The following is a 19,758-nucleotide window of genomic DNA, read 5'->3' on the forward strand; positions in this document are numbered from 1 at the left end:
GACAAGAATTAAATATCAGAAGTCATCTTTCTTTGACCTTAACCATGCAAATCGCGCCACAGAGTGTTGCAAATTTGTTTCTTTGTTAATTTTGTCAATTAAATCAATATCATTTACGCGTAAAAATAAATTTATACGCCGCTCATTTTTCAGAGTTACGGGTAGTGTTTTTTGTTTTTTTGCACGTAACTCATTAACTTTATGATAGTAATCGTTTATGTCCCTATCATCTGGCAGGATACTCAATGCAAACTTCATATTCGCTAACGTATATTCATGTGCGCAACATATGAGGGTTTCTTCAGGAAGGGCATTAATTTTCATAAATGATTGATACATCTGCTCTGCTGTACCTTCGAACAGCCTTCCGCAGCCGCCGGAAAACATCGTATCGCCACAGAACAGATAAGGTTCGCTGTAGTAACAGATATGTCCTAATGTGTGACCTGGCGTAGAGAAAATGGAAAAATCGTGCCCGAGAATTGACAGCCGATCGCCATCGCCTACCACCTGAATGACGCCTTTATCCTGGGTTTCCGCCGGCCCGTAAACCACTATAGAAGGGAATTTTTCACGTAATTGTTTTACGCCGCCGACGTGATCCTGATGATGATGGGTCAATAAAATAGCCTCGGGCTGCCACTGGTTTTCCTTGATGGCCGCCAGAACCGGCGCGGCTTCGCCTGGATCTACGATGATGCAGCGGCCGTTATTCTCACTGAGAACCCAGATGTAGTTGTCCTGAAACGCGGGAATACTGATAAGATTCATAAATTACCTCTAAAGCGTAGCGGAAGGTGGCAATGAAGCCGGCAAGGATACCTCACACAGTGACAGCGCCTGAGCATTGGTCCAGTATGCCGTGGGGCGAATACTATCGCGAAACGCTGGAGCAGCAGATGAAACCGTGGCTGGCTAAATTATATGGCTTTCATCTGCTTAAGATTGGCAATCTGAGCGCGGAAATCAATACCGAAGCTTGCGCCATCTCGCACCAGGTGAATGTCTCGCTGGCGGGAAATCCAATGCAGGTCCGGGCTGACCCGCTGCATTTACCCTTTGCCGAAAAGTCCGTTGACGCCTGCCTGCTGGCGCACACCCTGCCGTGGTGTAGCGATCCGCATCGTCTGCTGCGGGAAGCCGATCGTGTACTGATCGATGATGGCTGGATGATCCTGACCGGGTTTAATCCGGTCAGCCTGATGGGGTTGCGTAAGCTGGTGCCGGTCCTGCGCAAAGGAACGCCTTATAATAGCCGTATGTTTACGCTGATGCGCCAGCTGGACTGGCTGGCGCTGCTCAACTTTGAAGTGCTGCACTATGGACGTTACCAGGTTTTGCCCTGGTCGCGCCATGGCGGCAAATTGTTGAGCACCCATCTGCCGGCGCTGGGCTGTTTGCAATTGATTGTCGCCCGCAAACGGACCATTCCGCTGACGCTCAATCCGATGAAATCCGGCAAAGCGAAAACTCAGCTGCGGCCGGCGGTGGGCGCCACCCGGCAGTGGCGCAAAGGGCAGAATTAACTCTCAGGCAGGTAGCCGACATCGTCCAGTGTGGGGTGGGAGGCCGCCGCGCGCGCCAGCTCGTCGCAGCGTTCATTTTCAGGATGGCCGGCATGGCCCTTTACCCATTCCCATTTAATTTTATGCTGGCCAAGCGCGGCGTCCAGCCGCTGCCAGAGGTCGACATTTTTCACCGGCTTTTTCTCTGCCGTTTTCCAGCCGCGCTTTTTCCAGTTGTGGATCCACTGGGTGATCCCCTGACGAACATACTGGCTGTCAGTGCTGAGCACCACTTCGCAATGCTCTTTTAACGCTTCCAGGGCAACAATTGCCGCCATCAGTTCCATGCGGTTATTGGTGGTCAGACGGTAGCCAGCGCTGAAGGTTTTTTCGTGCTGGCGGTAGCGCATGATGGCGCCGTAGCCGCCAGGTCCTGGATTACCCAGGCAAGAGCCGTCGGTGAAAATTTCTACCTGTTTGAGCATCTCTGGTAGACTTCCTGTAATTGAAATCGATTTGTAAACGATAAGTCTGACATAAATGACCGCTATGAGCACTGCAATTACGCGCCAGATTGTTCTCGATACCGAAACCACCGGTATGAACCAGATCGGGGCACACTACGAAGGACACAAGATCATTGAGATCGGCGCCGTGGAGGTGATCAACCGCCGCCTGACCGGTAACAATTTTCACGTCTATCTGAAGCCCGATCGGCTGGTGGATCCTGAAGCATTCGGCGTACACGGGATCGCCGATGAGTTCCTGCTGGATAAACCTACCTTTGCCGACGTGGCTGATGAGTTTATGGATTACATCCGCGGCGCGGAGCTGGTGATCCATAACGCCTCGTTCGATATCGGCTTTATGGATTATGAATTCAGTAAGCTAAACCGCGGCATCGGAAAAACCGAGACCTTTTGTAAAATCACCGACAGTTTGGCGCTGGCGCGGAAAATGTTTCCAGGCAAGCGCAACAGCCTCGATGCGCTATGTTCGCGTTACGAAATAGACAACAGCAAGCGTACGCTGCACGGGGCGTTGCTCGATGCCCAGATCCTTGCCGATGTCTATTTGATGATGACCGGCGGCCAGACTTCGATGGCGTTCTCTATGGAAGGCGAAAGCCAGCAGCAGGCGGGAGAGATGGGAATTCAGCGCGTCGTCCGCGCCGGCAGTCAGTTACGCGTGGTTTATGCCTCAGATGAAGAACTGGCGAACCATGAATCCCGCCTCGACCTGGTACAAAAGAAAGGCGGAAGCTGCCTGTGGCGTGCCTGATAGCCACTAAAATGAATTAAAAATAGGCGGTTGGGTGATTTTTGCAGCAAACGATTCAAAATGGTAGAAAAAGCGTTGACGGGGTAGAGGGGAATCCGTAATATTCGCCTCGTTCCCAACGGAACAACAACGCGGAGCGGTAGTTCAGTCGGTTAGAATACCTGCCTGTCACGCAGGGGGTCGCGGGTTCGAGTCCCGTCCGTTCCGCCACTATTCAGAAAGCCTGAGTCAGCAATGATTCAGGCTTTCGTCGTTTTCGTCGCCGAATTTCAGCGCACCTCTTGTTCCTCCTGCATGCACTGCATAAATACCCGCATCGCCGGACTGATAGCCTTCCCGGCATGGTGGGCGCAGAGCGCATGGATCGTCAACGGCGTCTCGCTGAATGGCAGCTCAACCAGCGTCCCGCGCTTGAGCTCGTCCTCCACCGCAAAGCGTGGCAGAAAACTCACTCCCAGATTTCCCGCCACGCACTGCTTGATACTCTCAATACTCCACAGCTCAATGGTGTTCTCCAGAGTAATTTCGCGTTGGCGCAGGGTGCTTTCAAAAATCTGCCGGAACACGCACTGGGGTTCGTTGATGATAAAGCTCAGCGGGATATGCTGCCGCGGGCGCATGAAGTCTACCGGCGCCTGCTCGACCGATGCGACCAGCGTCAGCGACTGCTGGCCAAGCTCCATTATCGTGAGCGCGTCATCGTTACCCACCCGGTAAAACACCCCCAAATCGACCTCGTCGGCAAGCAGCGCATCGCGGATGCTGTAGCAGTTGAGCGACTGCAGCGACAGGCGCACTTTCGGAGCGCGTTGCTTAAAACGCTGCAGCACCCGCGGCATTTTATACGCCAGCAGCGTTTCGCCAGTGGCGACGCGAAGTTCGCCGCCGGGCTCATCGTCCTGGCGTGCCGCCTGACGAATCGAGGCCATCACTTTAGTCAGGTCGTAGACATGCGGCAGGACCTTCTTACCGGCGGCGGTGAGACACATCCGCCGGCCGATTTTCTCAAACAGCGGGATGGCAAGCTCCTGCTCCAGCTGCTGGATATGAAAAGTCACGGTGGACTGAGTGCAGCATAGTTTCTGCGCTGCGCGCAGAAAGGAACCTTCTTCGACAACAGTTTTGAAGGTGATGAAGCGTCGCAGATCCATATTTCCTCTTTGTATCGATACTATCGAAGCGAGAATGAAAAAATATTCATTTTTTTAAATTATCAGCTTCGGGTAGTGTCTGCCAGACAAGAGGAGAAAACCCGTGACACCTACCCTGATTAGCGCCTTTTTAACTTACACTTTGATCACCGCCCTGACACCCGGGCCCAACAATATCCTGGCGCTGAGCAGCGTCACTTCCCATGGTCTACGCCGCAGCCTGCGGGTGCTGGCCGGGATGAGCGTCGGGTTTATTATCACTATGTTGATTTGCGCGGCTTTAACCTTTTCGCTGGTTGAACTCGACTCACGCTTTACCCTGGTATTGGGATGGATTGGCGCGGCGTACATCCTGTGGCTGGCCTGGCAGATTGCCAAAAGCAAACCGGCGACAGGGATGCCGAGTGTAGAACCGGTAGGCTTTTGGGCAAGTCTGGGGCTGCAGTTCGTCAACGTTAAAATTATTCTGTATGGCATCACCGCGCTTTCTACCTTTGTTCTGCCCGTTACTCGCGAGCCTGTTTGGCTTATCAGCGTGAGTCTGCTGCTGGCGGCGATTGGCGCGCTGGGAAATCTGTGCTGGGCGCTGGCGGGGCATCTGTTTCAGCGCCTGTTTTTGCTGTACGGGCGGCAACTGAACTGGATGCTGGCAGCGTTATTGGTCTACTGTGCTGTGCGGATCGTGGTGGAATAAAAAGGGAGCGCAGCGGCTCCCGAAGGGTGATTAGCCGATCGTGAAAGGATCGGCATCGCGCCAGGCGGGGAATTTTTCACGATATTCCTGAAGGGCGCTCAGCGACAGCTCGGCATCAAGACGAGTGGCCTGATGCGGATCGGCGGTGGCGATAATCTCCCCCTGGGGATTGATAATCCGACTATCGCCGCGGTAATGATGGCCGTTGCCGTCAGTGCCAACCCGGTTACAGCCGGCGACATAGGCCTGGTTTTCAATCGCGCGGGCGATCAGCAGCGACTGCCAGTGCAGCGAGCGCGGCGCCGGCCAGTTGGCGACATACAGCGCCAAATCATAGTCGTTCTGATTACGCGACCATACCGGAAAGCGCAGGTCGTAACAGACCAGCGGCAGGATCCGCCATCCACGCCATTCAAAGACCACGCGCTGGTTTCCGGCCTCATAGTGATGATGTTCATCGGCCATACGGAACAGGTGCCGTTTATCATAATGGTGCACCGTACCGTCAGGCTCGACCAGCAGGAAGCGGTTAACAGCGCCGTGTTCAGTTTGCAGCGCAGCGCTGCCGGCAATCAGCGCCTGGGATTGCGCGGCCCGGGCATGCATCCACTCCACCACGTCGGCCTCGGGTAAAGACTGTTTTGCCGCTTCCATGGCAAAGCCGGTGGTAAACATCTCTGGTAAAACAATCACATCGCGCCCGGTGATTCCTTCCAGTTGGCGATCAAAATGGCGCAGGTTGGCAGGGCCGTCCATCCAGACCAGCGGTTGTTGCAACAGCGAAATTTTCAGGCCAGGCACAATGGTCAACTCCATTCTCATGAGGGGGTTAGGTTAACTGTAACACCATATCAGCCGCGCGGCGGTCCGCGGAATATTTTGTTAAAAAAATGCTACTGATGGAAACGAAAGGGGAGGAGAGGGCGAAAAAAAGGCGGGGAAAGTTCCCCGCCCGGCGTGTGATGTGGTAGTGGTTTTATTATGCAGCTTCAACTTTACGAACTTTTTCCGGCAGCTTTACCGGCTTTGTCGCCAGCTCCTCTGGCGCAAAGTCGTCGACGTTAATGCTGCGCAGACGGCTATGCTCTGCACGGGTAAGAATGGCGGCCTCATCCTGACTGATTAATCCTTTGGCCAGCGCGTTGTGGGCCAGCTCATCCAGACGGGTGAACGGCAGATTTTTACCCAACTCTTTGCAGATCCGCTGGTGGATAGGATCGGCCGCCATCACTTCCAGCAGGGCCTCTTCCAGCAGGCCTACCGGGTTATGCTCGCTCGGCGTCAGATACTGACCGCGGCCGATGCGGGAGCGCGTGGCGCTGGGCACCTGCAGAATTTTGGCGACCTGGTGGTCCAGCCTATCCGATGGCGCATGATGATGACGGCCGGTCGGGAAGATGACCAGGCGCATTACGCCTGCCACCAGACGGTTCGGGAAATTGTCCAACAGATCGTCAATGGCTTGCTCGGCCTGGTGCAGCGCGTCCTGTACCCCCCAGTGAACCAGCGGCAGATCGGCTTCATTGCGTCCTTCATCGTCATAGCGTTTCAGCACCGCCGAGGCCAGGTACAGCTGGCTTAACACATCCCCCAGACGGGCGGAGATACGTTCGCGTCGCTTGAGGCTGCCGCCGAGCACCGCCATTGAGACGTCTGACAGCAGTGCCAGGTTGGCGCTCAGACGATTCATTTGCTGATAGTAGCGACGGGTGGCGTCACGAGTCGGCGCGCTGCTGGTGCGCCCGCCGGTCAGGCCCAGCCAGAAACTCCGCACTTTATTACTGCCGACATGGCCGATATGTTTGAACAGCAGCTTGTCATAGGCGTTCAGGTCATTATTCTGCGCGGCGGCCATCTCCTCCAGTACGTACGGATGGCAGCGAATCGCCCCCTGACCGAAGATCATCATGCTGCGGGTCAAAATGTTTGCGCCTTCCACGGTGATGGCGATAGGCGCGCCCTGATAGGCCCGGGCGAGGAAGTTGCCTTCGCCCAGCATAATGCCTTTCCCGCCGGTAATATCCATCGCGTCGATAATGGAGCGCTGGCCGCGGTGGGTGCAGTGATATTTCACGATAGCGGACAGCACTGCAGGTTTCTCGCCGAGCATGATGCCGTAGGTGATCAGCGACGCCGCAGCGTCCATCACATAGGCGTTACCGGCGATACGCGCCAGCGCCTCTTCAATCCCTTCCATTTTGCCGATGGAGATTTTGAACTGGCGGCGAATATGGGCGTAAGCGCCAGTCGCCATGGCAACGGATTTCAGACCACCGGTGGCGTTGGACGGCAGAGTAATACCGCGGCCGACCGATAGACATTCAACCAACATGCGCCAGCCCTGACCGGCCATGCTTGGGCCGCCGATGATGTAATCGATAGGCACGAAGATATCTTTGCCGCGGGTTGGACCGTTCTGGAACGGCACATTCAGCGGGAAGTGGCGACGGCCGATTTCCACGCCCGGGGTGGAGGTGGGGATCAGCGCGCAGGTGATACCCAGCTCTTCTTCTCCGCCCAGCAAACGATCCGGGTCAGAGAGTTTGAAAGCCAGCCCCAGCACGGTGGCGATAGGCGCCAGCGTGATATAACGTTTGTTCCAGGTCAGGCGCATCCCCAGCACCTGTTGACCCTGCCAGTCGCCCATGCACACCACGCCGGTATCCGGGATGGCGCCGGCATCAGAGCCCGCTTCCGGGCTGGTGAGAGCGAAGCAAGGGATTTCCAGGCCGCGTGCCAGACGCGGCAGATAATGATTCTTCTGTTCTTCGGTACCGTAATGCTGCAGCAGTTCGCCCGGACCCAGCGAGTTCGGGACGCCGACGGTGATCGCCAGGATGCCGGAGACGCCAGAGAGTTTCTGCAGTACTCGTGCCTGAGCGTAAGCGGAGAACTCAAGTCCGCCATACTCTTTCTTAATGATCATCGCGAAGAAGCGGTGCTCTTTCAGATAGGCCCACAGCTCCGGCGGCAAATCGGCCATTTCGTGGGTGATGGCGAAGTCGTTAGCCATCCGGCAGGCTTCTTCAACTGGGCCGTCGAGGAAAGCTTGCTCTTCGGCGGTCAGCCGCGGCTGCGGATAGTTATGTAACTTTTGCCAGTCAGGATTGCCGCGAAACAGATCGCCTTCCCACCAGGTGGTGCCGGCGTCGATGGCTTCTTTTTCCGTGCGCGACATCGGCGGCATCACCTTGCGGAATGTGCGAAACGCCGGTGCGGAAATCATGGATTTACGCATAGGCGCAAAGTTAAACGGCAACAGTATGATCGCCAGCGGCAGCAGCAGCCAGATATTCCACACTCCGGCCGCGCCGAGCGCCGCGGTCCAGGCGAGCAAAATCACGCTGCTGAGCAGCAGGCTGACCCGGTGATAGAAGAGCGCGCCGAGTAAAACGACGGTTGCAACAATACTCAAAATCATCATAGAGAAATGCTCCCTGAGCTTGTAGGAGGTCTGACCACTTGTGATGTATTGGTTGTAGTGCATGCGTTTTTATTTAGCAATGTGTTTACAAAATAATTACAACCTTGCTCACATTGTTGTATGCAAAAGCGGCACATAAAATCAAAAGAGCGAGGGATAACGCTGCCTGCTGCTTCTCGCTTCGACGGCTATCCGGTACACTGCCGGGGTTATTCCACTCATACTGAAGGATTATCCTCATGTACCAGGATCTTATTCGTAACGAACTGAACGAAGCCGCGGAAACGCTGGCTAACTTTCTGCAGGACGAAGCCAATATCCATGCTATCCAGCGTGCCGCTGTCCTGCTGGCGGATAGCTTTAAGGCGGGTGGGAAAGTGCTGTCCTGCGGTAACGGCGGTTCCCATTGCGATGCGATGCATTTTGCGGAAGAGCTGACCGGACGTTATCGCGAAAACCGCCCGGGTTACCCGGCCATCGCGATCTCCGACGTCAGCCACCTCTCCTGCGTGAGCAATGATTTTGGCTATGAGTATGTGTTCTCCCGCTACGTTGAATCCGTTGGCCGCGCAGGCGATGTGCTGCTCGGTATCTCCACGTCTGGCAACTCCGGCAACGTGATTAAGGCCATTGAGGCCGCGCGGGCGCAGGGGATGAAAGTGATCACCCTGACCGGTAAAGACGGCGGTAAAATGGCCGGTAGCGCTGATGTGGAAATTCGCGTGCCGCACTTTGGCTACGCCGACCGCATCCAGGAGATCCATATCAAAGTGATCCACATTCTGATTATGCTGATCGAAAAAGAGATGGCGAAAGGCTAACAGGCAGGTGAGTGTGTACTGTTGACGGTGGCCTCGCTCCGGCGCCGTCGTGATTTGTGAGGGTGAGGTGATCTATGTGCGAACTGCTCGGGATGAGCGCCAATGTGCCAACCGATATCTGTTTTAGCTTTACCGGGCTGGTGCAGCGCGGCGGCGGGACGGGGCCGCATAAAGACGGCTGGGGCATCACCTTCTATGAAGGTAAAGGCTGTCGCACATTCAAGGATCCCCAGCCGAGCTTTCAGTCGCCGATCGCGAAACTGGTTCAGGATTACCCCATTAAGTCCTGTTCCGTCGTCGCCCATATTCGTCAGGCCAACCGCGGGAGGGTGGCCCTGGAGAACACCCATCCCTTCACCCGCGAACTGTGGGGGCGCAACTGGACCTATGCGCACAATGGGCAGCTAAAAGGCTATAAGTCGCTGAAAACCGGTAATTTTCATCCGGTAGGTGAAACCGACAGTGAAAAAGCGTTTTGCTGGCTGCTGCACCGTTTAACCGAGCGCTATCCGCGCACGCCGGGCAATATGCTGGGCGTTTTCAAGTATATCGCCACCCTCGCGGGTGAACTACGTGAGAAAGGGGTGTTCAACATGCTGCTGTCGGACGGGCGCTACGTAATGGCGTTCTGCTCGACCAATCTGCACTGGATCACCCGGCGAGCGCCGTTCGGCGTGGCAAAACTGCTGGACCAGGATGTGGAGATCGACTTTCAACGCGAGACCACACCCAACGATGTGGTCACGGTTATCGCCACGCAGCCGCTGACGGCCAATGAAACCTGGCATAAGATCATGCCAGGCGAGTGGGCGTTATTTTGTCTCGGGGAGCGTGTAGTTTGAGGCCAGCTGCGGCTGGACAACCTCGTGGCTGAGCGGCTTGCTCACCACATAGCGGCCGTCGGTCACTGATACGACCGGCGGTTTGTGGGTCTGCTGGAAATAGTCATAGCCTGGCTTGAGCTGTTTCCAGAAATCCGCGTAGTAGGAGTATTTGTGGCGTTCCATGTTGGCGTTGGTCATGCGGAACGGATAGATACTCACCTGCACGCTTGGCTGGCCGAAGACTAAGGCGCCGGTCACGAACTGGAAGATCTCATCGATACCGCTGTCGGTCATGGCGTAGCAGCCGACTGAGACGCAGTCGCCGTGGATCATCAGGTATTTCCCTTCATAACCATGGGCGCGATCGTAGGCGTTCGGGAAGCCGATGTTAATCGCTTTATAGAAGCGGCTGTCGGGTTTGAGCTGGCTGCGGGTGACGTTATAGAACCCTTCCGGACTCTTGAAATCGCCCTGGCGCTGTTTCGGACCGAGGCCACCGGAGTAGTTGCAGATCCGGTAGCTGTCGAGGAGCTGGTAGGTCTCACCCATTTTGACGTAAAGGTCGAGCATGCGCTCTTCTTTAAAGATCTCAATGTAAACCGGTGAACCCATTAATTGCTGCTTATATTCTTTGCTTACCGGCGTTGTCGGGCTGTTGCTGCTGAGCAGCCCGGCAAATGACACGCACGGCAACAGAAGCATCGCAATAAATAATGCGATTTTGCGCATACTGCTTGTTCCTTGATAAAACAAAATAGCCACATTGCCAGGACGGCAAGAGAGACCCGAAATCAGAGTTTTCTGGATTTAGAGCGCTCACATTAGCATCACGGCATTTTTTCGCAAGGGCGACGTGGCGGCGTTTACAAATCAGCCTCACTTTATACCCTGCCAGCGACGAAAACACAGTGAGAACTTTGCGCAATAGCTCGCATTTTAGAAGCACTTATCGCCCCTTGCGCTACAGCCGCCGCTCACGAAATGTTACACTTGCGCCGGTTCATCATCAGAGTAAGAAAGGATGCTTCTCTTCCGTCCTGAGTGCTACTGGCGCCGTTTCGCCCTTTCTTCTCTGCCATTCTGTCAATAAGCTGGCCCTGACCTGCGTCGGGGTTGAGGTTACGGATACCTGCTAACGATATGATTAAAATCACGAAAGGGCTGGATTTGCCCATAGCTGGCATGCCATTACAGCAGATTTCTCCCGCGCCAGCGGTGAAGCGCGTCGCGCTACTCGGCGAAGAGTACGTTGGCATGCGCCCCGCGATGGCGGTTAAAGAAGGCGATCGGGTCAAAAAAGGTCAGATCCTGTTCGAAGATAAAAAGATCCCTGGCGTCTGCTTTACCGCCCCGGCGAGCGGGATCGTCAGCGCGATCCACCGCGGCGAACGGCGCGTGTTGCAGTCGGTGGTGATTGATATCGAGGGCAATGACGCGGTGGCGTTTACCCGTTACGCCGCGGACGCGCTGGCCGAACTGCCGCGCGACACCGTACAGCAGCAGCTGCTGGCGTCGGGCCAATGGACGGCGCTGCGTACCCGACCGTTCAGCAAAACGCCGCTCCCGGGGAGCACGCCCGCCGCTATCTTTGTTAACGCCATGGACACCAATCCGCTGGCGGCGGAGCCGCAGCCGATTATTCTGGCCGAACGTGCCGCCTTCGACGCCGGTCTTACCGTGCTCACGCGCTTGACCGACGGGAAAGTGCACGTCTGCCAGCCCAGCGGCGGCAAGCTGGGCGGTCATCCTCTCGGCCAGGTCTGTTTCAATCAGTTCAGCGGGCCGCACCCGGCGGGGCTGCCGGGAACGCATATTCACTTTCTGGAGCCGGTGAGCCTGAATAAGCAGGTCTGGCACCTCAATTATCAGGACGCGATCGCCATTGGTAAGCTTTTCCTCGACGGGGAGCTCTACTGCGAACGGATAATTGCGCTCGGCGGCCCGCAGGTAACATCTCCGCGGCTGGTCAAAACGACGCTCGGCGCCAGCCTGGAGGATCTGCTGGCAGGTGAGTTGCAGGAGGGGGAAAACAGGGTCATTTCCGGCTCGGTGCTTAGCGGCGCCCGCGCCCATGGCCCTCACGCCTTCCTGGGGCGCTTCCATCTGCAGGTGAGCGTGGTCAAAGAAGGGCGGGAAAAAGAGCTCTTCGGCTGGGTGATGCCGGGCAAAGAGAAATTCTCGATTACCCGCACCACGCTGGGCCATTTCTTCAAGCGCAAGCGCTTTCATTTTTCCACCGATACCAACGGCGGCGAGCGGGCGATGGTGCCGATCGGCAACTACGAGCGGGTGATGCCTCTGGATATCCTGCCGACCATACTGCTGCGCGATCTGCTGGCCGGAGACACCGACAGCGCTCAGGCGCTGGGCTGTCTGGAGCTGGATGAAGAAGATCTGGCGCTGTGCACCTATGTTTGCCCTGGAAAGTATGAATATGGCCCGGCGCTGCGCAGCGTGTTAACCCGGATTGAGCAGGAAGGATAAGAGATGGGCTTAAAGCACCTGATTGAGAAACTTGAGCCGCATTTCACGCATGGCGGCAAGCTGGAAAAATATTACCCGCTGTATGAGGCGGCGGCGACCATCTTCTACACGCCGGGCCAGGTAACCCGCGGCGCGGCGCACGTGCGCGACGCCATCGACCTGAAGCGGATGATGATCCTCGTGTGGTTTGCCGTATTCCCGGCGATGTTCTGGGGCATGTACAACGTTGGGCTGCAGACCATTCCGGCGCTGCACAAGCTATACGGCGCCGAACAGCTGCAGCAGGCGATCGCCAACAACTGGCACTACAGCGTCGCCCAGTGGTTAGGGGTGAGCTTCAGTGCCGACGCCGGCTGGCTGAGCATGATGACCCTGGGCGCGGTATTTTTCCTGCCTATCTACCTCACCGTCTTTATCGTCGGCGGCTTCTGGGAGGTGCTGTTCGCGATTGTGCGCAAGCATGAGATTAACGAAGGTTTTTTCGTTACCTCTATTCTCTTCGCGCTGATTGTGCCGCCCACGCTGCCGCTGTGGCAGGCGGCGCTGGGGATCTCCTTCGGCGTGGTGATCGCCAAAGAGATTTTCGGCGGCACCGGGCGCAACTTCCTCAACCCGGCGCTGGCGGGGCGCGCGTTCCTGTTCTTCGCCTATCCGGCGCAGATTTCCGGCGACCTCGTATGGACCGCGGCGGACGGTTTCTCCGGCGCCACGCCGCTCTCCCAGTGGGCCAGCGGCGGCGGTGAAGCGCTGGTGAACGTGGCGACTGGCGTGCCGGTGAGCTGGATGGACGCCTTCCTCGGCAATATTCCCGGCTCAATAGGCGAAGTGTCAACGCTGATGATCTTCATCGGCGGGGCGATCATCCTCTTTGGCCGCGTCGCGTCCTGGCGCATCGTCGCCGGGGTAATGATCGGCATGATCGCCACCGCCACCCTGTTTAACGTTATCGGCTCCGACACCAACCCGATGTTCGCTATGCCATGGTACTGGCATCTGGTGCTCGGCGGTTTCGCCTTCGGGATGATGTTTATGGCGACGGACCCGGTATCCGCCTCGTTTACCGATAAAGGGAAATGGAGTTACGGCGTGCTGATCGGCGTGATGTGCGTGCTGATCCGCGTGGTGAACCCGGCTTATCCGGAAGGGATGATGCTGGCGATCCTCTTCGCCAACCTCTTCGCACCGCTGTTCGATTATCTGGTGGTGCAGGCCAATATTAAGCGGAGGAAGTCGCGTGGCTGAGAAGAAAAGTAACGATAGCATCGGCAAAACGCTGCTGGTGGTGCTGGTGCTTTGTCTGGTCTGCTCCATCGTGGTGGCGGGCTCGGCCGTGGGGCTGAAATCCCGCCAGCAGGCGCAGCAGGCGTTGGATAAGCAGCGCAATATCCTGGCAGTGTCAGGGCTGATGCACCCCGGTATGGATGCGGATGCGGTAGCGGACACCTTCGCGGCGCGCATTACCCCGCGACTGGTGAATCTGGCCACCGGCGAACTGCTGGAGAAAGACCCGGGTAAATTTAATCAGGCCCAGGCGCTGAAGGATCCGCAGCAGAGTATGGCCCTGGATGCCAGTCAGGATCCGGCTGGTATAAAGCGACGCAGTAATCTGGCGGAAATTTACCTGGTGCGCGACGCGCAGCAGAAGATTGAGCAGGTGGTGCTGCCCATTTATGGCAACGGCCTGTGGTCGATGATGTATGCCTTTGTGGCGCTGGACGTCGATGGCCGCACGGTAAAAGGCATTACTTACTACGATCAGGGCGAAACGCCGGGGCTGGGCGGCGAGGTGGAAAACCCCAACTGGCGCCAGCAGTTTGTCGGCAAGCAGGTGCTGGATGACAACGGTATGCCGGCGCTGAAGGTGGTGAAAGGCGGCGCGCGCGCGGGCGATCTCCACGCGGTTGACGGTTTATCCGGCGCCACGCTGACGTCCAATGGCGTGCAGCATAGCTTTGATTTCTGGATGGGCGAACTGGGCTTTGGTCCGTTCCTGAAAAAGGTTCGTGAGGGAGAGCTGAATAATGGCTGAACAGAGCGATATGAAAGAGGTGAAGCGCGTGCTGGTGGGGCCGCTCATCGCCAATAACCCCATCGCCCTGCAGGTGCTGGGCGTCTGCTCCGCACTGGCGGTAACCACCAAACTGGAAACCGCCTTCGTGATGACCATTGCGGTGACCCTGGTGACGGCGTTCTCCAGCATGTTTATCTCGATGATCCGCCACCATATTCCCAATAGCGTGCGCATCATCGTGCAGATGGCGATCATCGCCTCGCTGGTGATCGTGGTGGATCAGCTGCTGCGGGCTTTCGCCTATGAGACCTCCAAACAGCTGTCGGTATTCGTCGGGCTTATCATCACCAACTGCATCGTGATGGGCCGCGCCGAAGCCTACGCCATGAAGTCGCCGCCGCTGGCGAGCTTTATGGATGGTATTGGCAACGGTCTCGGCTATGGCGCGATCCTGATTATCGTCGGCTTCCTGCGCGAGCTTATCGGTAGCGGCAAGCTGTTCGGTATCACGGTGCTGGAAACGGTGCAGAACGGCGGCTGGTATCAGCCGAACGGCCTGTTCCTGCTGGCGCCGAGCGCGTTCTTCATTATCGGTTTGCTGATCTGGGCCCTGCGTAGCTGGAAGCCTGAGCAGCAGGAAAAGGAGTAATCGGTGATGGCTCATTACATCAGCCTGTTTGTCCGCGCGGTGTTCGTTGAGAACATGGCGCTGGCCTTCTTCCTCGGGATGTGCACCTTTCTTGCGGTGTCGAAAAAGGTCTCCACCGCCTTCGGCCTCGGCGTCGCGGTGACGGTAGTGCTGGGGCTTGCCGTGCCAATCAATAACCTGGTCTATAACCTGGTGCTGCGCGACAGCGCGCTGGTTGAGGGGGTGGATCTCAGCTTTCTTAACTTCATCACCTTTATCGGAGTGATCGCCGCGCTGGTGCAGATCCTCGAGATGATCCTCGATAAGTATTTTCCGGCACTGTACAACGCGCTGGGCATCTTCCTGCCGCTGATTGCGGTTAACTGTGCGATTTTCGGCGGCGTGTCGTTCATGGTGCAGCGCGATTACAACTTCCCGGAGTCCATCGTCTACGGCTTCGGCTCCGGCATTGGCTGGATGCTGGCGATCGTGGCGATGGCGGGGATCCGCGAAAAAATGAAGTACGCCAACGTGCCCGCCGGTTTGCGCGGGTTAGGGATCACCTTTATCACCACCGGACTAATGGCGCTGGGCTTTATGTCCTTCTCCGGCGTGCAGCTATAAGGGCGAATAAGTATGGAAATTATTCTTGGCGTCGTGATGTTCACGCTGATTGTGCTGGTGCTGTCGGGGCTTATCCTGGCAGCGCGCTCAAAGCTGGTGAACGCGGGCGACGTGGTTATTGAGATCAATAACGAAGCGGATAAACAGATCCGCACCCCGGCGGGTGACAAACTGCTGAACACGCTGTCCAGCAACGGGATCTTCGTCTCCTCCGCCTGCGGCGGCGGCGGCTCCTGCGGCCAGTGTCGGGTAACTGTTAAAGAGGGCGGCGGGGATATCCTGCCGACCGAGCTTTCGCATATTACCAAGCGGGATGCCAAAGCCGGTTGCCGTCTGGCCTGTCAGGTGGCGGTGAAGCAGAACATGAAGATTGAACTGCCGGAAGAGATTTTCGGCGTCAAAAAATGGGAGTGTGAAGTTATCTCTAACGATAACAAAGCCACTTTCATTAAAGAGCTCAAGCTGCGGATCCCGGAGGGGGAGGTGGTGCCGTTTCGCGCCGGGGGCTATATTCAGATTGAATGCCCGCCGCATAAAGTGGCCTATGCAGATTTTGATGTTCCCGATGAATACCGTTCAGACTGGGATAAGTTCAACCTGTTTCGCTATGTCTCTGAGGTGAAAGAGCCGACCCTGCGCGCCTACTCAATGGCTAACTATCCGGAAGAGAAGGGCATCATTATGCTCAACGTGCGCATCGCGACGCCGCCGCCGAAGGTCCCGGATGCGCCGCCGGGGATCATGTCATCCTATATCTGGTCGCTGAAGCCGGGCGATAAGGTGACGATTTCCGGGCCGTTTGGCGAGTTCTTTGCTAAAGAAACCGACGCCGAGATGGTGTTTATCGGCGGCGGCGCCGGGATGGCGCCGATGCGTTCGCATATTTTCGACCAGCTCAAGCGCCTGCACAGCACGCGCAAAATCAGCTTCTGGTACGGCGCCCGTTCGCTGCGCGAAATGTTCTACGATGAGGAGTTTGAACAGCTGGCGCGCGACAATCCAAACTTTACCTTCCACGTCGCGCTCTCCGATCCGCTGCCGGAAGATAACTGGACCGGGCATACCGGCTTTATCCATAACGTTCTGTACGAGAACTATCTACGCGATCACCCGGCGCCGGAAGACTGCGAGTTTTACATGTGTGGGCCGCCGGTAATGAACGCCGCGGTAATTAAGATGCTCAAAGATCTGGGCGTCGAGGACGAGAATATTCTCCTCGACGACTTTGGAGGCTGACGATGCTGACGGTATTTATCGCGACCTTTGTGATTTTTGCGCTGGTGATCCTCGGCATGTCGCTGGGCTACCTGGTGAAGCGCAAGAGCATCCAGGGCAGCTGCGGTGGGATCTCCGCGCTGGGGCTGGAGAAAGTCTGCGATTGTCCGGAACCGTGCGACGCGCGTAAAAAGCGCCTCGCCCGCGAGGCGCAGCGTCAGCAGCGGCGTATTTTGTAATGCCCGGCGGCGCTGCGCATGCCGGACCTGCTGCTTCAGTTTTGTAGGCCGGGTAAGGCGCCAGCCGCCACCCGGCATAAAGCGGCTCCGTGCCCGGCGGCGCTGCGCATGCCGGGGCTGCTGCTTCGGTTTTGTAGGCCGGGTAAGGCGCCAGCCGCCACCCGGCATAAAGCGGCTCCGTGCCCGGCGGCGCTGCGCTGGCCGGGGCTGCTGCTTCGGTTTTGTAGGCCGGGTAAGGCGCCAGCCGCCACTCGGCAACAACATGCCAGCAATGTGAGGCCGCTTTCGCGGCCTTTTTAGCCGTTGACTCCCTTACTGCCAGCTTTTCGCCTGCGCCGGAGAATCCACCATCACCCCGTCGGCGCCCAGTTCTATCGCCGTGCGGTAGTCTTCCGCACTGTTGATGCCGAAGAAGATAATGTGCGCTTTATCCTGCGAGCGGAAGCAATCCATTGCCTCTTTATCCCAGGTGAGCGTCGCCGGGGAGATCCCTTCGCCAAGGGTGAATTTCTCCACCACCTCGACTTTGCGCTTCAGCTCCAGGCCATACCACTGCTCACCATCGCGTTGACTCGCTGGCTGGCACTGATGACTGAGCGAAATATTGGCAAGCCTGGTGCGGGTTTCACTGCGAGTGACAAAGCGAGGGATGGCTGGCGGCAGGGCGGCGATATAGCGGTCTTCGGTGGAATAGACCCGCACGCGATCGAGGCTATCGGTGGTTTTTAACACTTCAAGCAGGCGCTGGCCCATCACGGTGGGATCGGCATCCGGAGATTTGATATCGATATAGAAAAAAGTGTGCGGCCATTGCTGTAAAACGCTTTGCAAGGTCGGAATGGTGGCCTGCTTACCGCGCCACGGGTGGCTGTCATCCCCCCATTTCCAGCCGGCGTCGACTTTCGCCAGCTCGGCGGCGGTCAAACTGGAAACTTTGCCCTCGCTATTGGTCAATGCGGAAAGATCGCTTGACCGGTAGAGCACCGGTACGCCGTCGCGGCTTAACTGCACCGTGACCCAGATGGCTTCGGCGTTATTCTCCAGCGCCAGCTTAATGGCCGGCAGGGTATTTTCCGGCGCATCGCCGGTGCCGCCGCGGTGGGCTATCAGCTGTGGAGCGGCCCAGGCGCCGGCGGTGGCCAGCAGGCAAAGCGCGGTAAGTATTTTCTTCATGATTACATCTTCCTGATTTATCTTTTAACTCAATGAAAATAAACATAATTTATTGCAGTTTTATGTTTTAACCGCTTTTTTAGCCAATGAAATAAAAAAAGCATAAAATTCGCATCTGATTTTGCTATGCTGTATGGGTATACAGTGTTGAGTCTGACGATGCGTAAAATTATCCATGTCGATATGGACTGTTTCTTTGCGGCGGTGGAGATGCGCGACAACCCAGCGTTGCGCGATATTCCCCTCGCGATAGGCGGCAGTCGGGTACAACGTGGCGTGATTAGTACCGCGAACTATCCTGCGCGTAAGTTTGGCGTGCGCAGCGCCATGCCGACGGCGACGGCGCTCAAGCTGTGCCCGCACCTCACGCTGCTTCCTGGCCGCTTTGATGCCTACAAAGAAGCCTCGAACCATATCCGCGAAATTTTCTCCCGCTATACCTCGCGCATTGAGCCGCTGTCGCTGGATGAAGCCTATCTTGACGTCAGCGACAGCGAGCATTGTCACGGGTCAGCCACCCTGATAGCCCAGGAGATCCGCCAGACCATCGAACGGGAGCTGCGCCTCACCGCCTCGGCGGGGGTGGCGCCGGTGAAGTTTCTCGCTAAAATCGCTTCAGATATGAATAAACCCAACGGCCAGTTCGTTATCGCTCCCCATCAGGTGGCAGAGTTTGTGCGGGCGCTGCCGCTGGCGAAAATACCCGGCGTCGGGAAGGTATCGGCAGCGAAGCTGGAAAATATGGGCCTGCGAACCTGTGGCGATGTGCAGAACAGCGATCTGGCCATGCTGCTTAAGCGCTTCGGTAAATTCGGGCGTATTCTGTGGGAGCGCAGCCACGGGATTGATGAGCGGGAAATTCATAACGATCGGCAGCGTAAATCGGTGGGCGTGGAGCGCACCTTAGCGGAAGATATACATGAATGGCCGGAGTGCGAAGCGATTATCGAAAACCTCTATCCCGAGCTGGAGAGGCGACTGGCGAAGGTCAAACCTGATCTGCTGATCGCCCGCCAGGGCATTAAACTGAAATTCAATGATTTCCAGCTGACCACCCAGGAGCACGTCTGGCCGCGGCTGAACAAAGAGGATCTGATCGCCACCGCGCACAAAGCCTGGGATGAGCGCCGCGGCGGACGGGGCGTGCGCCTGGTTGGGCTCCACGTGACGTTGCTCGATCCGCAGCTGGAAAGGCAGCTTTTATTAGGGATTTAGCCATGCATATTCGTGCTTACCGCGACAGCGATTTGCCACTGCTCTGCCAGATCTTTCTGCGCGCGGTGCGGGAAACCGCCAGTCGGGACTATACCCCGGGGCAGATCGCGGCCTGGGCGCAGGTGGATGAGACGCGCTGGCGACAAAAGCTGGCCGACTCAATCGGCCTGGTGGCCGTGGTCAACAGCCAGCCGGTTGGCTTTATCACCGCCATCGGGACGCATATCGATTTGCTGTTCGTCTCGCCGGATCGTGCCCGCCAGGGTATCGGCGGCGCGCTTATCGAGGCGCTCTGCGTTCAGTATCCAGCGCAAATCCTGACGGTGGACGCCAGCATTACCGCAAAGCCCTGTTTTACGGCTCATGGTTTTAAGGTGGTGGCTGAGCAACGGGTGGCGGCGCGCGGGGAGTGGTTTATTAATTACCGGATGGAAAAACGCGTGGCGCTAAGGTGATGCGGGGTAAAACC

Annotated in this window: 21 protein-coding genes and 1 tRNA gene; 15 read left to right on the forward strand and 7 right to left on the reverse strand. The window is 57.0% G+C overall.

What is annotated here, in order from left to right; genetic code table 11:
- Nucleotides 1-15: 15 nt before the first annotated feature.
- On the reverse strand, nucleotides 16-771 hold the full coding sequence (locus tag KPHS_09540) for a hydroxyacylglutathione hydrolase (RefSeq protein YP_005225254.1): 756 nt from the start codon (nucleotides 769-771) through the stop codon (nucleotides 16-18).
- An 86-nt stretch (nucleotides 772-857) separates the two neighbouring features.
- Here KPHS_09540 and KPHS_09550 point away from each other — a divergent pair, with 86 nt between their 5' ends.
- Nucleotides 858-1,526 (forward strand): putative methyltransferase, encoded by a 669-nt coding sequence (locus KPHS_09550; protein YP_005225255.1) that lies wholly within the window; start codon nucleotides 858-860, stop codon nucleotides 1,524-1,526.
- On the opposite strand, the gene KPHS_09560 is transcribed toward KPHS_09550, so the two are convergent.
- Nucleotides 1,523-1,990 (reverse strand): RNase HI, encoded by a 468-nt coding sequence (locus tag KPHS_09560; protein ID YP_005225256.1) that lies wholly within the window; start codon nucleotides 1,988-1,990, stop codon nucleotides 1,523-1,525. The two genes, KPHS_09550 and KPHS_09560, sit on opposite strands and share 4 nt — an antisense overlap.
- A 64-nt stretch (nucleotides 1,991-2,054) precedes the next feature.
- Between KPHS_09560 and KPHS_09570 the strand changes: the two genes are divergently transcribed.
- Both KPHS_09570 and KPHS_t00250 read left to right on the forward strand, forming a co-directional pair.
- Nucleotides 2,055-2,786 (forward strand): DNA polymerase III, encoded by a 732-nt coding sequence (locus KPHS_09570; protein ID YP_005225257.1) that lies wholly within the window; start codon nucleotides 2,055-2,057, stop codon nucleotides 2,784-2,786.
- Between the two features lie 133 nt (nucleotides 2,787-2,919).
- Nucleotides 2,920-2,996, forward strand: a tRNA-Asp gene (locus KPHS_t00250).
- A 59-nt stretch (nucleotides 2,997-3,055) separates the two neighbouring features.
- On the opposite strand, the gene KPHS_09580 is transcribed toward KPHS_t00250, so the two are convergent.
- On the reverse strand, nucleotides 3,056-3,937 hold the full coding sequence (locus tag KPHS_09580; protein YP_005225258.1) for a LysR family transcriptional regulator: 882 nt from the start codon (nucleotides 3,935-3,937) through the stop codon (nucleotides 3,056-3,058).
- Nucleotides 3,938-4,040: 103 nt separating this feature from the next.
- On the opposite strand from KPHS_09580, the gene KPHS_09590 reads away from it, so the two are divergent.
- A complete protein-coding gene (locus KPHS_09590; protein YP_005225259.1) occupies nucleotides 4,041-4,631 on the forward strand; it encodes a neutral amino-acid efflux protein in 591 nt (196 codons plus the stop codon).
- A 30-nt stretch (nucleotides 4,632-4,661) separates the two neighbouring features.
- Here the strand turns inward: KPHS_09590 and KPHS_09600 are convergent, their stop codons facing one another.
- Entirely contained in the window at nucleotides 4,662-5,447 is a 786-nt protein-coding gene (locus KPHS_09600) for a carbon-nitrogen hydrolase (protein ID YP_005225260.1), read from the reverse strand.
- 163 nt (nucleotides 5,448-5,610) lie between these two features.
- Nucleotides 5,611-8,055 carry an acyl-CoA dehydrogenase gene (locus tag KPHS_09610; protein ID YP_005225261.1) on the reverse strand — a complete coding sequence of 815 codons (2,445 nt, stop codon included), beginning with the start codon at nucleotides 8,053-8,055 and terminating at the stop codon, nucleotides 5,611-5,613.
- A 239-nt stretch (nucleotides 8,056-8,294) separates the two neighbouring features.
- Here KPHS_09610 and KPHS_09620 point away from each other — a divergent pair, with 239 nt between their 5' ends.
- Together KPHS_09620 and KPHS_09630 are read left to right on the forward strand one after the other, a co-directional pair.
- On the forward strand, nucleotides 8,295-8,876 hold the full coding sequence (locus tag KPHS_09620; protein YP_005225262.1) for a phosphoheptose isomerase: 582 nt from the start codon (nucleotides 8,295-8,297) through the stop codon (nucleotides 8,874-8,876).
- A gap of 74 nt (nucleotides 8,877-8,950) precedes the next feature.
- The gene (locus KPHS_09630) at nucleotides 8,951-9,718 is read left to right on the forward strand and encodes a putative amidotransferase (RefSeq protein YP_005225263.1); all 768 of its coding nucleotides are present in this window, start codon (nucleotides 8,951-8,953) and stop codon (nucleotides 9,716-9,718) included.
- Here the strand turns inward: KPHS_09630 and KPHS_09640 are convergent.
- Complete coding sequence (locus KPHS_09640) at nucleotides 9,689-10,429, reverse strand: murein L,D-transpeptidase (RefSeq protein ID YP_005225264.1); 741 nt, start codon at nucleotides 10,427-10,429, stop codon at nucleotides 9,689-9,691. The two genes, KPHS_09630 and KPHS_09640, sit on opposite strands and share 30 nt — an antisense overlap.
- 411 nt (nucleotides 10,430-10,840) lie before the next feature.
- Between KPHS_09640 and KPHS_09650 the strand changes: the two genes are divergently transcribed.
- From KPHS_09650 to KPHS_09710, 7 genes are read left to right on the forward strand one after another with little or no spacing between them, the layout of a single operon-like run.
- The gene (locus tag KPHS_09650) at nucleotides 10,841-12,184 is read left to right on the forward strand and encodes a Na(+)-translocating NADH-quinone reductase subunit A (RefSeq protein YP_005225265.1); all 1,344 of its coding nucleotides are present in this window, start codon (nucleotides 10,841-10,843) and stop codon (nucleotides 12,182-12,184) included.
- A 3-nt stretch (nucleotides 12,185-12,187) separates the two neighbouring features.
- The gene (locus tag KPHS_09660) at nucleotides 12,188-13,426 is read left to right on the forward strand and encodes a Na(+)-translocating NADH-quinone reductase subunit B (RefSeq protein ID YP_005225266.1); all 1,239 of its coding nucleotides are present in this window, start codon (nucleotides 12,188-12,190) and stop codon (nucleotides 13,424-13,426) included.
- Nucleotides 13,419-14,213, forward strand: coding sequence for a Na+-translocating NADH-quinone reductase subunit C (locus KPHS_09670; RefSeq protein ID YP_005225267.1), 795 nt, complete (start codon nucleotides 13,419-13,421; stop codon nucleotides 14,211-14,213). The genes KPHS_09660 and KPHS_09670 overlap by 8 nt, the downstream gene beginning before the upstream one ends.
- Complete coding sequence (locus tag KPHS_09680; RefSeq protein ID YP_005225268.1) at nucleotides 14,206-14,844, forward strand: Na(+)-translocating NADH-quinone reductase subunit D; 639 nt, start codon at nucleotides 14,206-14,208, stop codon at nucleotides 14,842-14,844. The genes KPHS_09670 and KPHS_09680 overlap by 8 nt, the downstream gene beginning before the upstream one ends.
- Before the next feature lie 6 nt (nucleotides 14,845-14,850).
- Nucleotides 14,851-15,447, forward strand: coding sequence for a Na(+)-translocating NADH-quinone reductase subunit E (locus KPHS_09690; RefSeq protein ID YP_005225269.1), 597 nt, complete (start codon nucleotides 14,851-14,853; stop codon nucleotides 15,445-15,447).
- Nucleotides 15,448-15,459: 12 nt separating this feature from the next.
- Complete coding sequence (locus KPHS_09700; RefSeq protein ID YP_005225270.1) at nucleotides 15,460-16,683, forward strand: Na(+)-translocating NADH-quinone reductase subunit F; 1,224 nt, start codon at nucleotides 15,460-15,462, stop codon at nucleotides 16,681-16,683.
- A gap of 2 nt (nucleotides 16,684-16,685) precedes the next feature.
- Nucleotides 16,686-16,901: a (Na+)-NQR maturation NqrM gene (locus tag KPHS_09710; protein ID YP_005225271.1), complete on the forward strand. Its 216-nt coding sequence runs from the start codon at nucleotides 16,686-16,688 to the stop codon at nucleotides 16,899-16,901.
- Nucleotides 16,902-17,213: 312 nt separating this feature from the next.
- Here KPHS_09710 and KPHS_09720 read toward each other — a convergent pair whose 3' ends face one another.
- Entirely contained in the window at nucleotides 17,214-18,074 is an 861-nt protein-coding gene (locus tag KPHS_09720; RefSeq protein ID YP_005225272.1) for a glycerophosphoryl diester phosphodiesterase, read from the reverse strand.
- 159 nt (nucleotides 18,075-18,233) lie between these two features.
- Between KPHS_09720 and KPHS_09730 the strand changes: the two genes are divergently transcribed.
- Entirely contained in the window at nucleotides 18,234-19,289 is a 1,056-nt protein-coding gene (locus tag KPHS_09730) for a DNA polymerase IV (RefSeq protein YP_005225273.1), read from the forward strand.
- Nucleotides 19,290-19,291: 2 nt separating this feature from the next.
- Complete coding sequence (locus KPHS_09740; RefSeq protein ID YP_005225274.1) at nucleotides 19,292-19,744, forward strand: GNAT family N-acetyltransferase; 453 nt, start codon at nucleotides 19,292-19,294, stop codon at nucleotides 19,742-19,744.
- Nucleotides 19,745-19,758: the final 14 nt, after the last annotated feature.

The sequence above is a fragment of the Klebsiella pneumoniae subsp. pneumoniae HS11286 genome, from assembly GCF_000240185.1.
Classification (GTDB): Bacteria; Pseudomonadota; Gammaproteobacteria; order Enterobacterales; family Enterobacteriaceae; genus Klebsiella; species Klebsiella pneumoniae.

Excerpts from the sequence above, each read along its gene's own strand:
- KPHS_09720 (YP_005225272.1), bottom strand. The coding sequence starts at position 18,074 with ATGAAGAAAATACTTACCGCGCTTTGCCTGCTGGCCACCGCCGGCGCC.
- KPHS_09690 (YP_005225269.1), top strand. The coding sequence starts at position 14,851 with ATGGCTCATTACATCAGCCTGTTTGTCCGCGCGGTGTTCGTTGAGAAC.
- KPHS_09700 (YP_005225270.1), top strand. The coding sequence starts at position 15,460 with ATGGAAATTATTCTTGGCGTCGTGATGTTCACGCTGATTGTGCTGGTG.
- KPHS_09660 (YP_005225266.1), top strand. The coding sequence starts at position 12,188 with ATGGGCTTAAAGCACCTGATTGAGAAACTTGAGCCGCATTTCACGCAT.
- KPHS_09710 (YP_005225271.1), top strand. The coding sequence starts at position 16,686 with ATGCTGACGGTATTTATCGCGACCTTTGTGATTTTTGCGCTGGTGATC.
- KPHS_09560 (YP_005225256.1), bottom strand. The coding sequence starts at position 1,990 with ATGCTCAAACAGGTAGAAATTTTCACCGACGGCTCTTGCCTGGGTAAT.
- KPHS_09580 (YP_005225258.1), bottom strand. The coding sequence starts at position 3,937 with ATGGATCTGCGACGCTTCATCACCTTCAAAACTGTTGTCGAAGAAGGT.
- KPHS_09540 (YP_005225254.1), bottom strand. The coding sequence starts at position 771 with ATGAATCTTATCAGTATTCCCGCGTTTCAGGACAACTACATCTGGGTT.
- KPHS_09740 (YP_005225274.1), top strand. The coding sequence starts at position 19,292 with ATGCATATTCGTGCTTACCGCGACAGCGATTTGCCACTGCTCTGCCAG.
- KPHS_09730 (YP_005225273.1), top strand. The coding sequence starts at position 18,234 with ATGCGTAAAATTATCCATGTCGATATGGACTGTTTCTTTGCGGCGGTG.
- KPHS_09680 (YP_005225268.1), top strand. The coding sequence starts at position 14,206 with ATGGCTGAACAGAGCGATATGAAAGAGGTGAAGCGCGTGCTGGTGGGG.
- KPHS_09550 (YP_005225255.1), top strand. The coding sequence starts at position 858 with ATGCCGTGGGGCGAATACTATCGCGAAACGCTGGAGCAGCAGATGAAA.
- KPHS_09610 (YP_005225261.1), bottom strand. The coding sequence starts at position 8,055 with ATGATGATTTTGAGTATTGTTGCAACCGTCGTTTTACTCGGCGCGCTC.
- KPHS_09620 (YP_005225262.1), top strand. The coding sequence starts at position 8,295 with ATGTACCAGGATCTTATTCGTAACGAACTGAACGAAGCCGCGGAAACG.
- KPHS_09630 (YP_005225263.1), top strand. The coding sequence starts at position 8,951 with ATGTGCGAACTGCTCGGGATGAGCGCCAATGTGCCAACCGATATCTGT.
- KPHS_09640 (YP_005225264.1), bottom strand. The coding sequence starts at position 10,429 with ATGCGCAAAATCGCATTATTTATTGCGATGCTTCTGTTGCCGTGCGTG.
- KPHS_09650 (YP_005225265.1), top strand. The coding sequence starts at position 10,841 with ATGATTAAAATCACGAAAGGGCTGGATTTGCCCATAGCTGGCATGCCA.
- KPHS_09600 (YP_005225260.1), bottom strand. The coding sequence starts at position 5,447 with ATGGAGTTGACCATTGTGCCTGGCCTGAAAATTTCGCTGTTGCAACAA.
- KPHS_09570 (YP_005225257.1), top strand. The coding sequence starts at position 2,055 with ATGAGCACTGCAATTACGCGCCAGATTGTTCTCGATACCGAAACCACC.